Genomic DNA, 14,165 nt, shown 5'->3' on the forward strand with positions numbered 1-14,165 from the left:
GCCGAGAGGACTACTGCTCGCGCCACCAGGCGACGAGCTTGCGCAGGCCGTCGTCCAGGCCGAGCTCGGGCTTCCAGCCGAGGTCCTGCTGGGCGGCCGATATGTCGGCCAGGCGCCGGACCACACCGCCGGCGGTGCCCCGGGCCGGGCCGTGCTCCACGTCCAGGTCGTCGCGGTCCATCGCCTGCAGCAGGGCGTCGGCCAGGCCGCGCAGCGAGACCTCGGTGGAGCTGGCGATGTTGTAGACCCGGTCGGTGACGGGCGCGGCGGCGGCCAGCAGGTTGGCCCGGGCGATGTCCTCGGTGTAGACGAAGTCCATGGTCTGGGTGCCGTCTCCGAAGATCAGCGGCGGCTGCCCGGCGTTGATCCGCTCCATCCAGCGGATGAAGACCTCGGTGTACCTGCCGTGCACGTCCATCCGGGGGCCGTACACGTTGAAGTACCGCAGTGCGACGTAGTCCAGGCCGTACATGGCGTGGAAGCTGCGCAGCAGGCCCTCGTTGAAGACCTTCGCGGCGCCGTAGAGGGTGTCGTTGTTGTACGGGTGCTGGGTCTCGGGGGTCGGGAAGGTGTCGGCCAGCCCGTAGACCGAGGCGGTGGAGGAGGCGACCACCTTGCGGACGCCGCACTCGGCGGCGGCCTCGACCACGTCGAAGGTGCCGTCGACCATGATCTCCAGGGCCAGCCGGGGCTCGGTGGCGCACTGGGTGATCCGGATCGCGGCGAGGTGGAAGAGCAGGTCGGTGTCGGTGCCGAGCAGCTCGCGCAGCAGGGCACGGTCGCGGATGTCCCCGTCCACCACCCGCAGCTGTCCGGGGGCGGCGGCGGCCTGGGCGGCGGCCAGGTTCTCCATCCGGCCGCGGACGAAGTTGTCGAGGACGACGACCTCCCGCGCCCCGGCCTCGATCAGCTGGTCCACGACGGTGGAGCCAATGGTCCCCGCCCCGCCGGTGACCAGACAGCGGGATCCCTCGATGGCGACTGCGTTCATGGGGCGCTGGCCCTCTCCTGAGCGGTGATCAGTTCGGTGTCAGCCGTGACGGGAGGGACGCGGACGTGACGGAGAGGACAGGCGGCGCACAGTGATGTTCGCGACAGCGGACGCACCGCTGCCAAGCCCCCACCCGTACGCCCGCGCAAGACCCCCCTTGCCCAGCCGCTGCCCCCCGACGGCATGCCGAGCCCGGCCCGAATCCGCTCCCCCGCGGCTCGGAGCCCCCTGGCCCGCTGCTGGAACGCTACCGTCCGCCCCGGCCGACCGGGGGCCGAATCCACAAACCCGCCAGCAGAGTTACCCTCCCGGCCGGGCCGCCCGCGGACCCCGGCGCGCCGAATGTCGGAGGCATTTGGCAGGCTGGACCCCTACCGTGTCCCTACGTCACGTCCTCACCGTCCGTCAGCCCGGCCGCGCCGGCCCGTCCCGCACCGAAGGAGCAGCCAGTGGTCACCGTGGAGACACCGCTCCCCACCGCCCCGGCCGTCCCGGTGCCGCGCCAGAGCAGGGACAGTCTGTTGCCCGCCGTGGCCGCCGCCCTGTCGCTGCGCAGCGGGGACGTACGCACCCTCGCGGGCGACAAGGCCGACGCCCGGCCGCAGCTGCACCCGCTGGTGGGGGACTTCCTGGCCGCCCTGCCGCTGGACCAGCGCGAGCGGTTCGTCGGCCGCTGCCCGGAGGCGGTGCTGCTCTCGCAGTACCTCATCGGCGTGGACGAGGGCCGCTCCAAGCGGGCCGTGCGCAAGCCGCTGACCATCCAGGAGGCGCGCAAGGCCCTCAAGGGTGCCCGGCTGACCACCGTCCGGATCCGCGAGGAGGGCGATCCGGCGCACGGTACGCACGCGCCGCCGTGCCGGTCCTGCGTGCCGCTGCTCGACCACCTGAACGTCACGAGTGTCACCCTCCGGAGCAAGTCCTGAACCCGCCCACCCTCTCCTCCGCCCGCACCCAGCCCCGGTTCAGCGCCGACGTGGCCGCCGCCCTCAAGCAGGCCGGCTGGCACCCCGGCCGCTGGGAGATCCGCCAGGCCGAGGCCTGGGCCGACCAGCTGGTCGGCCACGGGGACGCCGCGGGAGTGCAGCACGCCGTCTTCCCGGCGGCGATCGAGGCCTGGGCGGAGTTCGGCGCCCTCGCCTTCGACCTCGCGGGCGCCGGCCTGCGGATGGCCCGCACCCCCTTCCTGCTCGACCCCCTCTGCGGCCTCCACTCCCCCCGCACCCTCGCCGACCTCGGCCGGGCCCTCGGCACCCGCATGGCCCCCCTCGGCGAGGAGGCCTACGGCCAGGCCCTGCTCGCCATCGACGAGGAGGCCCGCGTCTACAGCCTCGACCACACCGGCGAGTACTTCCTCGGCCACTCCACGGACCAGGCCATCACGACGTTGATCATGGGCCACACCCCGCCGAGACTTTCCAGCTGAGAATGCGTTGCACCGCCCAGGGGCGGCCGGCCCGGCACAGCGGATCCTGGCGTCCCGAGACAGTGCAACCCACTCGGAGTGCGTCCGTACGGCAAGCTGCCTACTCGGCCGCGCCGTTCCCCGCGCCCCTGGTGGTGACCGCCAGCCGCGACGGGAGGACGGCCTCCACCAGGAAGCCGCCCTTGCCGTCCGGGCCGGCCGAGAAGCTGCCGCCCAGGGCGAGGACCCGCTCCCGCATGCCGACCAGTCCGTTGCCGCCGCTCGGGAGGGCGACCTTGACACCCAGGCCCGGGCAGTCGTTGGCCACCTGCACCCGTACGCCGTTCGGCACGTACGCGAGCAGCACCGAGACCCGGGCTCCGCTCGCGTGCTTGTGGGCGTTGGTCAGACCCTCCTGCACCACGCGGTAGGCGGTCTGCTCGGCCTCCGGGACGAAGGCCCGGGTCTCGCCGCTGACCGCCAGGGACACCCGCATGCCCGCCGCCTCCGACTGCGCCACCAGCCCCGGCAGCTGCGCCAGCCCGGGCGTGCGCTCGACCGTCTCCTCGGACATCCGCAGTACGCCCAGGATCTCCCGCAGCTCGTTGAGCGCCTGCCGCCCGACCTCCCCCATGAGCGCGGCGCTCTGCCGCGCCTTCTCCGGGTCCCGGTCGACGATCCGCTCCAGGGCGCCCGCGTGCACCACCATCAGGCTGACCCGGTGGGCGACCACGTCGTGCATCTCGCGGGCGATCCGGGTGCGCTCCTCCAGCCGGGCCCGGCGGGCCCGCTCCTGGGCCTGTTCGGCCAGCAGGTCCAGCTCGGTCTCCAGACCGTGGGCGCGGTCCTTGAGCGACTCGATCAGCCGCCGCCGCGCGCCCACGTACAGACCGGTGACCACCGGCGGGACGGTGAGCGCCACCGCGACCAGCACCGCGACCAGCACCAGCACCCAGGCCGGCGGCTGCACCTCGCCGGGCTGCGAGTCCACGCCGAGGAAGGAGAGCAGCAGCATGCCCACCGACTCGACGTAGGCCAGCGCCGCGAGCCCGACCACCCGCCAGCGCCGCGAGGGCCACTCCCAGGTCGCCGCCAGGCTGTACAGCGAGACGACCAGCAGCACCACCCCGAACAGCGCGGGCACGAAGACCAGCGCGACCACGGCCGGCACCAGCGGCCAGCGCCGCCGCACCACCAGGGTCAGCCCGGCGAGCACGCCGAGCAGCGAGGCGGTCAGCGCCGCCCCGAACCCCCAGTGCAGCCTGTCCCCCACCAGCGCGTACGCACCGACCGCACACTCCAGTGCGGCCAGCCCCGCCAGCCCCACGTCCAGCAGCGCGCTGCGGCGCCGTCTCCACCACCACAGTGCTTGGCCGTCCCCCGGCGACTTCCCCATGGGCCACAGCCTAGGCGGGACTCTTTCCGGTCTCCCAGCGACTTACCGACAAGTCCTGCGGCACCTGTCCGCCATCCGGCCAGGTCACCTTCGCGGCACCCGGTGCCACCTATGCTGGGGGCGTCCGGACAGCGCGGTCCGCACACGTCACCACCACGCAAGGTGACGAGAGCCGTTGCAGACCCCACCACATCAGGGAGCCAGCCGTGACCGCTCAGGTCCCCACTCAGGCGGACAGCCCCAGCACCACCGCTACGGACTCCGTAGCCGCCAACGCCGCACTGCGGGCGGACATCCGCCGCCTCGGCGATCTGCTCGGTGAGACCCTGGTCCGGCAGGAGGGCCCCGAGCTCCTCGGGCTGGTGGAGCAGGTACGGATGCTCAGCCGCACCGACGGCGAGGCCACCGCCGAACTGCTCTCGGACATCGACCTGGAGACCGCCGCCAAGCTGGTACGGGCCTTCTCCACCTACTTCCACCTGGCCAACGTCACCGAGCAGGTGCACCGCGGCCGGGAGTTCACCGGGCGCCGCGCCCGCGAGGGCTCGCTGCTCGCCCAGACCGCCGACCAGCTCGCCGAGGCCGACCCCAAGCACCTGGCCGACACCCTGGCCAACCTGGCCGTCCGCCCCGTCTTCACCGCGCACCCGACCGAGGCCGCCCGCCGCAGCGTGCTCAACAAGCTCCGCCGGATCGGCGAGCTGCTCGAGCGCATCCACCGCGACCACGTCGCCTCCGGCCTCTCCACCGCCGACCCGGCCCGCCACAGCTCCGCCAAGCGCAGCGCCGACCGCCGCCTGGCCGAGGTGATCGACCTGCTCTGGCAGACCGACGAGCTGCGCATCGCCCGCCCCGAGCCCACCGACGAGGCCCGCAACGCCGTCTACTACCTGGACGAGCTCTACCGCGAGGCCGTCCCCGAGGTGCTCGAGGAACTGCACGAGGAGCTGGCCCGGGTCGGCCTCACCCTCCCGGACGGCGTGCGCCCGCTGACCTTCGGCACCTGGATCGGCGGCGACCGCGACGGCAACCCGAACGTCACCCCCCAGGTCACCTGGGACGTGCTCAACCTCCAGCACGAGTACGGCATCAAGGACGCCCTGGCCGCCGTCGACGACCTGCGTGCCTCCCTCTCCACCTCGGTCCGCCTGGCCGGCGCCTCGGCCGAGCTGCTGGAGTCGCTGGACGCCGACCTCAAGGCGCTGCCCGAGCTGAGCCCGCGCTACAAGCGGATGAACGCCGAGGAGCCCTACCGGCTCAAGTCCACCTGCGTGCGCCTCAAGCTGGAGAACACCCGCGACCGCCTGGCGAACGGCACCCAGCACATCCCCGGCCGCGACTACCTGGGCACCCGCGAGCTGGTCGCCGACCTGCGGCTGATCCAGGACTCGCTGCGCGCCCACCGCGGCGGGCTGATCGCCGACGGCCGCCTCGCCCGGGCCATCCGCACCATCGAGGCGTTCGGCCTGCAGCTGGCCACCATGGACGTGCGCGAGCACGCCGAGGCCCACCACCACGCGCTCGGCCAGCTCTTCGACCGGCTCGGCGAGGAGGCCTGGCGCTACGCCGACATGCCGCGCGAGTACCGCCAGCGCCTGCTCGCCAAGGAGCTGCGCTCGCGCCGCCCGCTGGCCCCGAGCCCGGCCCCGCTGGACGCGGCCGGCACCAAGACGCTCGGCGTCTTCACCACCATCCGCGAGGGCTTCGAGCGCTTCGGCGACGAGATCGTGGAGAGCTACATCATCTCGATGTGCCAGGGCGCGGACGACGTCTTCGCCGCCGCCGTACTGGCCCGCGAGGCCGGCCTGATCGACCTGCACGGGGGCATCGCCAAGATCGGCATCGTGCCGCTCCTGGAGACCACCGAGGAGCTCCAGAAGGCCGACCTGATCCTCGACGAGATGCTCTCCGACCCCTCCTACCGCCTGCTGGTCTCGCTGCGCGGCGACATCCAGGAGGTCATGCTCGGGTACTCGGACTCCTCCAAGTTCGGCGGCATCACCACCTCCCAGTGGGAGATCCACCGGGCCCAGCGCCGGCTGCGCGACGTCGCCCACCGGTACGGCATCCGGCTGCGGCTCTTCCACGGCCGCGGCGGCACCGTCGGCCGCGGCGGCGGCCCCTCGCATGAGGCGATCCTGGCCCAGCCCTGGGGCACCCTGGAGGGCGAGATCAAGGTCACCGAGCAGGGCGAGGTGATCTCCGACAAGTACCTGATCCCCTCCCTGGCCCGGGAGAACCTGGAGCTGACCGTCTCCGCGACGCTCGCCGCCTCCGCCCTGCACACCTCCCCGCGCCAGGCCCCCGAGGAGCTGGCCCGCTGGGACGCGGCGATGGACCAGGTCTCCGAGGCCGCCCACACCGCCTACCGTGCGCTGGTCGAGCAGGAGGACCTGCCGAAGTACTTCTTCGCCGCCACCCCGGTCGACCAGCTGGCCTCCCTGCACCTGGGCTCCCGCCCGTCCCGGCGCCCCGACTCGGGCGCGGGCCTGGACGGCCTGCGGGCCATCCCGTGGGTCTTCGGCTGGACGCAGTCCCGCCAGATCGTGCCCGGCTGGTACGGCGTCGGCTCGGGCCTGGCCGCCGCCCGCGAGGCGGGCCTGGGCGACGTGCTGGCCGAGATGCACGGCGAGTGGCACTTCTTCCAGAACTTCCTGTCCAACGTCGCCATGACGCTGGCCAAGACGGACCTGCGGATCGCCCGCCACTACGTCGAGCAGCTCGTCCCGGCCGAACTGCACCACATCTTCGACCAGATCACGGCGGAGCACGACCTGACCGTCCGTGAGGTGCTGCGCCTGACCGGCGAGTCCGCGCTGCTGGAGTCCAACCCGGTCCTGAAGCAGACCTTCGTGGTCCGCGACGCCTACCTGGACCCGATCTCCTACCTCCAGGTCGCCCTGCTGCGCCGCCAGCGCGAGCTGGTCGCCCAGGGCCGCCCGGAGGACCCGCTGCGCGCCCGCGCCCTGCTGCTGACCGTCAACGGCATCGCGGCCGGCCTGCGCAACACCGGCTGACGCCGAGGTGGGGGCGGCGACGGCCGCCCCCACCGTCAGGACGCGACGGCCGGGGCGTGCTCGACCACCGAGACCATCCCGCCGTACCGGGCGAGCATGGCGGCCCGGGCCGCGTCCGCCCCGACCACGCCGACCACCACTCCGGTGCCGTCGTACCGCGCGCTGCTGTCCGTGACCTGCACGCCCTTCGACCGCCAGTACGCGCCGTCCTGGACGATGCGCTGGACGAGCGCGTCCTCCTTCTGCTTCGAGTACTTGGCGTCCACGAACCGCAGGGTGACCCCCGGCTCGGTGACCCGCGCCGTCAGCGCGGAGTCGAAGTCCGACCCGCGCACCCGGTACACGAAGAGGGTGTGCGTCCAGTGCTCGGCGCAGACACCCGTGTACGAGGCCCGGTACGCGCTGCGGCCGAGCTCGTCGGCCACCTTCGCGGCCGCGTCCACCAAGGGGTCGCCCGGCAGCCCCGACGGCCCCGCGAGTACCGGCGCCCGGTCGCTCCCGGTGCAGTAGGACGGGTCCACCACGTACGTCGGCGAGGGCGTCCCCGGCAGGGTGCTCGGGACCGCCGGCCGGCCACCGCCCAGGCCCGAGCCCAGTGCCGCGCCGCCCGCGACCAGCACCACCACCGCCGCCAGCTGCCACCCCCGCCGGGCCCGCAACCGCCGCTGCCCGGCCCGGCGCAGCTCCGCCAGCGGCGGCGCCGCCCGGCCCGCCCCGGCCTCGGCCCGCGCCGCCAGCCGGGCTCCCAGGTGCTCCTCGAACTGCTCGTCAGCTGCCATCGGAGACCGCCTCCTTCTCCGCCGCGAGCCCACGCCGGAGTGTCGTCATCGCCCGGGTCAGGTGCGTCTTCGCGGTCGCGTGCGAGCAGCCCAGACCGGCGGCCACCTGGGCCACCGGCAGATCGGCGTAGTACCGCAGCACCACCGCGGCCCGCTGGCGCGGCGGCAGCTCCCGCAGCGCCGCCGCCAGCTGCTCGTCCGCCACGGCCGCCTCCGGCGCCCCGGTCTCGGGCGGCCGGTCGGTGAGCACCTCCCGCCGGGCCCGCCGCCACCGCGAGACGTGCGCCCGCACCATCGCGGTACGGACGTACGCCTCCGGCTCACGTATCGACCGCCGCCGGACGTACACCTTCGCGAGGGCGTCGTGCAGCAGGTCCCGGGCATCGTGCAGGTCCCCGGTGATCAGGTACGCCCCCCGCAGGAGTGCCTGGTATCTCGCTTCGACGAACGCGTCGAACGGATCACCTTCCATCGTCATACCCCTCAGACGCACGACAGCACCGAAAGGGATGACAAGGGGACCAATCAGGGGCACGGGGAACTGCGCGCAGCGGGAGGCCGCAGGCCGTGCGTGGTTGGCGGCGCAGTTCCCCGCGCCCCCGGTGATGGTTGCCCTAGTGAGTACCGGCGCGCCGCTTGCGCAGCCATGTCGCCGCTCCGCCCGCCGCGACCACCAGGCCGCCGGCCACGGCGTAGAGGCCGGCGGAGCCGCCGACCTCGCCGGTGGCGGGCTTCAGTTGGGCGGCGGCGGGCTCCGGTGTGGCGGTCGGCGTGGCCGCCTCCGCCGCGGGGGCCCCGGTCAGGGCCACGGCGGTGACCACCGCCGCTCCACCGACGATCCGCACCATCCGGCCCCGATCCGACCGAACCACGTCTACTACCCCCAGCCAGTGCCCCTCAACCCTGCGTACGGGCAAGACCGTAGCCGATCCCGGCGGTCGTTCCCATACGTTTTGATCGTCAGCGCCCAAGCGTTGCACGACCGTTGTGGTTCAGGGGATTGGCAGCTGACGGATGTTCAGGAGTTGTACGTGCTCTGTGCGCGTTCCAGACCCTCGGAGATCACGGCCTCGACCGCGTCGGCCGCGCGGTCCACGAACCAGTCCAGTTCCTTGCGCTCGGCGGAGGAGAAGTCCTTGAGCACGAAGTCCGCCACCTCCATCCGCCCCGGCGGCCGGCCGACCCCGCAGCGGACCCGGTAGTAGTCCGGCCCGAGCGACTTGGTGATGGACTTGAGCCCGTTGTGCCCGTTGTCCCCGCCGCCGAGCTTGAGCCGCAGCGCCGCGTAGTCGATGTCCAGCTCGTCGTGGACGGCCACGATCGAACCGGTCGGGGCCTTGTAGAAGTCCCGCAGCGCCGTGGTCGGGCCGCCCGAGAGGTTCATGAAGGTCATCGGCTTGGCCAGCACCACCCGCTGCCCGGCCAGCCGGCCCTCGGCGACCTGCGCCCGGCTCTTGTGCGCCTTGAACTTGGCGCCGATCCGCTGCGCCAGCAGGTCGGCCACCATGAAGCCGATGTTGTGCCGGTTCCGGGCGTAACTCTCCCCGGGGTTGCCGAGGCCGACGATCAGCCAGGGGCCCGTGTAGTCGCTCATCTCAAGCGCTCCTCAAACTCGACCGGGATCTCACAGACATACCACTGCCCCGGCGGCTCCGCGCAGGAGCCACCGGGGCAGACGGTCAGGGAGTGCGGGAGGCTCAGGCCTCGGCGCCCTCAGCGGCCTCCTCGGCCGGGGCCTCGGCGGCCTGGGCGCCGATGACCTGCAGGACGACGGCGTCGGCGTCGACGGCCAGGGCGACACCGGCCGGGAGGACGATGTCCTTGGCGAGGATGGAGGCGCCGGCCTCGAGGCCCTCGACGGAGACGGTGACGGCCTCGGGGAGGTGGGTGGCCTCGGCCTCGATCGGGAGCGCGTTCAGGACGTGCTCGAGCAGGTTGCCACCGGCGGCCAGCTCGCCCTCGGTGTGGACCGGGATCTCGACGGTGACCTTCTCGCCACGCTTGACCAGGAGCAGGTCGACGTGCTCGATGTTGCGCTTGATGGCCTCGCGCTGGACGGCCTTCGGCAGGACGTACTCGTCCTTGCCGTCGATCGGGACGACCAGGAGGGCGTTCGGGGTCTTGAGAGCCATCATGAGGTCGTGGCCCGGGAGGTTCAGGTGGACCGGGGCGTGGCCGTGGCCGTAGACGACACCGGGGACGAAGCCGGCGCGGCGGGCGCGACGGGCGGCACCCTTGCCGAACTCGGTGCGGGACTCAGCGGCAAGACGGATCTCGGACATGCTGCACTCCTTGAGGAAAACGGGTGCAGAAAGCGAAGAACCGCCCACACCCTCAAGTATCTGGGGCAGCTCGGCGGTCGGAGATCACAGCGCGTGGAAGTCCAGCGCGTCGATCACGGAGGCAGAAGGCATCCCTCGCCGAGCAGTCTCCCGAGTCTAACCGCACCTACCTGCCGACATGAAATCGGCCCCGTCGCGGCGAGCGCGACGGGGCCGGTCTCACGACACGTCAGACGGGTCAGTGCACGCCCTCGAACAGGCTGGTGACCGAGCCCTCCTCGAATACCTCGCGGATCGCGGCGGCGATCGACGGGGCGATGGAGAGGGTGGTGACCTTGTCCAGCTGGAGCGAGGCCGGGGTCGGCAGCGTGTTGGTGAAGACGAACTCGCTGACCCGGGAGTTCTTCAGGCGGTCCGCGGCCGGGCCGGAGAGCACGCCGTGGGTGGCGGCCACGATGACGTCCGAGGCGCCGTTCTCGAACAGCGCGTCGGCGGCGGCGCAGATGGTGCCGGCGGTGTCGATCATGTCGTCCACCAGGACGCAGACCCGGCCGCGCACGTCACCGACGACCTCGGCCGACAGGATGGTGTTGGCCTGGGTCATGTCGCGGCGCTTGTGGATGATCGCCAGCGGGGCGTCGAGACGGTCGCACCACTGGTCGGCCACCTTCACCCGGCCGGCGTCCGGGGAGACCACGGTCAGCTTGGTGCGGTCGACCTTCTCGCCGATGTAGTCGCACAGCAGCGGGAGCGCGAAGAGGTGGTCCACCGGGCCGTCGAAGAAGCCCTGGATCTGCGCGGTGTGCAGGTCCACGGCCATCAGACGGTCGGCGCCGGCCTGGCGCAGCAGGTCGGCGACCAGGCGGGCGGAGATGGGCTCGCGGCCGAGGTGCTTCTTGTCCTGACGGGCGTAGCCGTAGAAGGGCAGGATCGCGGTGATGCTCCGGGCGGAGGCCCGCTTCAGAGCATCGATCATGATCAGCTGCTCCATGATCCACTGGTTGATGGGAGCCGTGTGGCTCTGCATCACAAAGCAGTCCGCGCCACGCGCGGAGTCCAGGAAGCGGACGTAGATCTCGCCGTTGGCGAAGTCGTGGGCCTTGGTCGGGACGAGCTCGGTGCCCAGCGCCGCGGCAACCTCCTTCGCCAGCTCGGGGTGGGCACGGCCGGAGAAGAGCTTGAGCTTCTTCTCACCCGACGTCGTGATCCCGCTCACAGAACCGTCTCCTCGCATTGCTGACGCACATGAACCCGCCGCGCCGCACCCGGGAGAGCCGGGCCGGTGGTCAACGGGGGGAAGGGAGGTACGCCCGGACAACGAGGCAGAGGCCGGTGGCGCACGTCTGTACTCCAGGTTACGCGCCCGGCCCGGAAGCGTCCCCGCCGGGGACACCTCCGGACCTGCCGACTAGGCCGTTCAGGCCTCCTGGGAGCCCGCCGCCTCGGCCGCCCGGGCGGCCTCCGTGCCGGGCCGCTTGCGCGCCACCCAGCCCGCGACGTTGCGCTGCTGCGCGCGGGCCACACCCAGTGATCCGGCCGGAACATCGCTGATGATGACGGATCCTGCGGCCGTGTAGGCGCCGTCCCCGACGGTGACCGGGGCGATGAACATGTTGTCCGAGCCGGTGCGGCAGTGCGCCCCGATGGTGGTGCGGTGCTTGTGCTGGCCGTCGTAGTTCACTGTGACGGACGCCGCACCGATGTTGGTGCCCTCACCGATGGTCGCGTCCCCGATGTAGGAGAGGTGCGGCACCTTGGCGCCCTCGCCGAGCTCGGAGTTCTTGATCTCCACGTAGGTGCCGACCTTCGCCTTGCGGGCCAGCTTGGCGCCCGGCCGCAGGTAGGCGTACGGGCCGACGGTAGCGGCCTCGCCGATCTCGGCGGAGTCGGCCGTGGTGTAGCTCACCTTGGCGTCGGCGCCGACCACGGTGTCGGTCAGCGTGCTGGACGGGCCGACCTCGCAGCCCTCGCCCAGGTGGGTGGTGCCGCGCAGCTGGGTGCCGGGGTGCACCACGGCGTCCGGCTCGTAGGTGACCTGCACGTCCAGCCAGGTGGTGGCGGGGTCGACCACGGTCACGCCCGCGCGCATCGCGCGCTCCACCAGACGGGTGTTCAGCATCCGGCGGGCCTCGGCCAGCTGGACCCGGTCGTTGATGCCGGCGATGTCGCGGTGGTCGCCCGCCGCCACGGCGCCGACCCGGTGACCGGCGGTGCGCAGGATCTCCAGGGTGTCGGTGAGGTACTCCTCGCCCTGCGAGTTGTCGGTGGTGATCCGGCTCAGCGCCTCGGCGAGCAGCTTGGCGTCGAAGGCGAACACGCCGGAGTTGATCTCGGCCACGGCGCGCTGCGCCTCGGTGGCGTCCTTCTCCTCGACGATCGCGGCCACCGCGCCCTGGTCGTCGCGCAGGATGCGGCCGTAGCCGAAGGGCTCGGGGACGACGGCGGTGAGCACGGTGACGCCGTTGCCCTGCTCGGCGTGGGCGGCGGTCAGCGCGCCGAGGGTGGCGCCGGTGAGCAGCGGGGCGTCGCCGGTGGTGATGACCACGGTGCCGTCCAGCTCGACCCCGTCGGCGGCGAGCTGGGCGAGCGCGGTGCGCACGGCGTGGCCGGTGCCGTTCTGCTCGCGCTGCTCGGCGGTGCGCACGCCGGGGCAGTGCGCCGCGAGGTGGGCCTCGACCTGCTCGCGCAGGTGGCCGACCACGACGACCAGGTGCTGGGGCGTCAGTTCCTGGGCGGCGGCGACGGCGTGCCCGACCAGCGAACGGCCGCAGACCTCGTGCAGGACCTTCGGCAGACGCTTGGACTTCATCCGCGTACCGCCACCGGCGGCGAGCACGATCACGGCAGCGGGGTTGTTGGCACTCACGCGGGAGGCTCCTCGATGTGGCGACAAGGGACCCGAACAATACCCGCGGGGCAGGAGTGGACCCGATCATCACAGGTCAGAAGGGCTCCGCCGCTAGGATTCGAACCCAGACAAAGGCCTCCAAAGGGCCCGGTGCTGCCATTACACCACGGCGGATCGAGCATCAAGCCGACCGCTCGGAGCAGCCGACGATCCCCGCACAGCCTACGGCTTGCGGGCCCTCAGCTCCACCACCATTCCCGGCCTCTCCACGGCCCCCGCCGCGACACCGCGTGCACCGCCGGACGACACGGCGTGCACCGCCCGTCTTCCCTTGCGCGGCGGCAGTACCTACGATGCCGTAAGTTACGGACTCGTAAGTCTGCCGCGCAGGTCCGCCTCGCGCCCTCACCGAGGAACGCCTCATGACCATCCAGGCAAGCGAAGCGCCGCCCCAGGCTTCCGGACTCCCGCTCTCCCAGGTCTCCGCCACCCTCGGCGGGGAGAAGCAGGGGCTGGCCGAGCGGGTCACCCTCGGGCTGTTCATCGCCGTCCCCTTCCTCGCCCTGCTGGCCGCCGTCCCGGCGGCCTGGGGCTGGGGGCTCGGCTGGACGGACCTGACGATCGCCGTGGTGATGTACTTCGTGACCTGTCACGGCATCACCGTCGGCTACCACCGCTACTTCACCCACGGCTCGTTCAAGGCCAACCGCCCGCTGGTGATCGCCATGGCGGTGGCCGGCAGCCTGGCGATCGAGGGCCCGCTGGTGCGCTGGGTGGCCGACCACCGCAAGCACCACCAGTTCAGCGACAAGGCCGGCGACCCGCACTCCCCCTGGCGCTACGGCGAGACCCTGCCCGCCCTGCTCAAGGGCCTGTGGTGGGCACACATGGGCTGGCTCTTCGACGAGGAGCAGACCTCCCAGGCCAAGTACGCGCCGGACCTGGTCAAGGACCCGGCCATAAGGCGTATCTCCCGCCTGTTCTGGCTCTGGACCACGCTCTCGATGCTGATCCCCCCGCTGGTCGGCGGCCTGGTCTCGATGAGCTGGCACGGCGCGCTCACCGCCTTCTTCTGGGGCTCGCTGGTACGGGTCGGCCTGCTGCACCACGTCACCTGGTCGATCAACTCGATCTGCCACGCGGTGGGCGAGCGCCCCTTCAAGTCCCGCGACAGGTCCGGCAACGTCTGGTGGCTCGCGGTGCTCTCCTGCGGCGAGTCCTGGCACAACCTGCACCACGCCGACCCGACCTCGGCCCGGCACGGTGTCCTGCGCGGCCAGATCGACACCTCCGCCCGGCTGATCCGCTGGTTCGAGCAGGCGGGCTGGGCCCGCGACGCCCGCTGGCCGGACGCCGCCCGGATCGCCGCCCGTCGCGCCACGTGAGTCGGCTACAGCATGATGTAGGGGTGAACGGGAGCAACGGAGACAGCGCAGACGGCCACCGGACC

General features: G+C 72.3%; 13 protein-coding genes and 1 tRNA gene. 4 read left to right on the plus strand and 10 right to left on the minus strand.

Annotation, left to right across the window (positions count from 1 at the left end):
- Positions 1-10: 10 nt before the first annotated feature.
- Complete coding sequence (locus ABT095_RS03365; RefSeq protein WP_350527547.1) at positions 11-991, minus strand: NAD-dependent epimerase/dehydratase family protein; 981 nt, start codon at positions 989-991, stop codon at positions 11-13.
- Between the two features lie 449 nt (positions 992-1,440).
- Here ABT095_RS03365 and ABT095_RS03370 point away from each other — a divergent pair, with 449 nt between their 5' ends.
- The gene (locus ABT095_RS03370) at positions 1,441-1,914 is read left to right on the plus strand and encodes a YwqJ-related putative deaminase (RefSeq protein ID WP_350527548.1); all 474 of its coding nucleotides are present in this window, start codon (positions 1,441-1,443) and stop codon (positions 1,912-1,914) included.
- A 50-nt stretch (positions 1,915-1,964) separates the two neighbouring features.
- Positions 1,965-2,414, plus strand: coding sequence for an SUKH-3 domain-containing protein (locus ABT095_RS03375; protein ID WP_350527549.1), 450 nt, complete (start codon positions 1,965-1,967; stop codon positions 2,412-2,414).
- Between the two features lie 100 nt (positions 2,415-2,514).
- On the opposite strand, the gene ABT095_RS03380 is transcribed toward ABT095_RS03375, so the two are convergent.
- The gene (locus ABT095_RS03380) at positions 2,515-3,789 is read right to left on the minus strand and encodes a sensor histidine kinase (protein ID WP_350527550.1); all 1,275 of its coding nucleotides are present in this window, start codon (positions 3,787-3,789) and stop codon (positions 2,515-2,517) included.
- 281 nt (positions 3,790-4,070) lie between these two features.
- Between ABT095_RS03380 and ppc the strand changes: the two genes are divergently transcribed.
- A complete protein-coding gene (gene ppc, locus ABT095_RS03385) occupies positions 4,071-6,806 on the plus strand; it encodes a phosphoenolpyruvate carboxylase (RefSeq protein ID WP_350527613.1) in 2,736 nt (911 codons plus the stop codon).
- A 35-nt stretch (positions 6,807-6,841) separates the two neighbouring features.
- Here ppc and ABT095_RS03390 read toward each other — a convergent pair whose 3' ends face one another.
- The 8 genes from ABT095_RS03390 to ABT095_RS03425 form a co-directional block, all read right to left on the minus strand.
- Complete coding sequence (locus ABT095_RS03390; RefSeq protein WP_350527551.1) at positions 6,842-7,585, minus strand: hypothetical protein; 744 nt, start codon at positions 7,583-7,585, stop codon at positions 6,842-6,844.
- Positions 7,575-8,057 (minus strand): SigE family RNA polymerase sigma factor, encoded by a 483-nt coding sequence (locus tag ABT095_RS03395; RefSeq protein ID WP_350527552.1) that lies wholly within the window; start codon positions 8,055-8,057, stop codon positions 7,575-7,577. The genes ABT095_RS03390 and ABT095_RS03395 overlap by 11 nt, the downstream gene beginning before the upstream one ends.
- A 142-nt stretch (positions 8,058-8,199) precedes the next feature.
- Positions 8,200-8,433, minus strand: a complete 234-nt coding sequence (locus tag ABT095_RS03400) for a hypothetical protein (protein WP_350527553.1) — start codon at positions 8,431-8,433, stop codon at positions 8,200-8,202.
- Between the two features lie 170 nt (positions 8,434-8,603).
- Positions 8,604-9,179, minus strand: coding sequence for an aminoacyl-tRNA hydrolase (gene pth / locus ABT095_RS03405; protein WP_350527554.1), 576 nt, complete (start codon positions 9,177-9,179; stop codon positions 8,604-8,606).
- A 103-nt stretch (positions 9,180-9,282) separates the two neighbouring features.
- Positions 9,283-9,867: a 50S ribosomal protein L25/general stress protein Ctc gene (locus ABT095_RS03410; protein WP_350527555.1), complete on the minus strand. Its 585-nt coding sequence runs from the start codon at positions 9,865-9,867 to the stop codon at positions 9,283-9,285.
- A 238-nt stretch (positions 9,868-10,105) separates the two neighbouring features.
- On the minus strand, positions 10,106-11,083 hold the full coding sequence (locus ABT095_RS03415; RefSeq protein ID WP_350527556.1) for a ribose-phosphate diphosphokinase: 978 nt from the start codon (positions 11,081-11,083) through the stop codon (positions 10,106-10,108).
- Between the two features lie 201 nt (positions 11,084-11,284).
- Entirely contained in the window at positions 11,285-12,733 is a 1,449-nt protein-coding gene (glmU, locus tag ABT095_RS03420) for a bifunctional UDP-N-acetylglucosamine diphosphorylase/glucosamine-1-phosphate N-acetyltransferase GlmU (protein ID WP_350527557.1), read from the minus strand.
- An 85-nt stretch (positions 12,734-12,818) separates the two neighbouring features.
- Positions 12,819-12,889: transfer RNA gene (locus ABT095_RS03425), tRNA-Gln, on the minus strand.
- Between the two features lie 248 nt (positions 12,890-13,137).
- Here ABT095_RS03425 and ABT095_RS03430 point away from each other — a divergent pair.
- Entirely contained in the window at positions 13,138-14,100 is a 963-nt protein-coding gene (locus ABT095_RS03430; RefSeq protein WP_350527558.1) for an acyl-CoA desaturase, read from the plus strand.
- Positions 14,101-14,165: the final 65 nt, after the last annotated feature.

It is taken from the genome of Kitasatospora sp. NPDC002227, from assembly GCF_040296285.1.
Lineage (GTDB): Bacteria > Actinomycetota > Actinomycetes > Streptomycetales > Streptomycetaceae > Kitasatospora.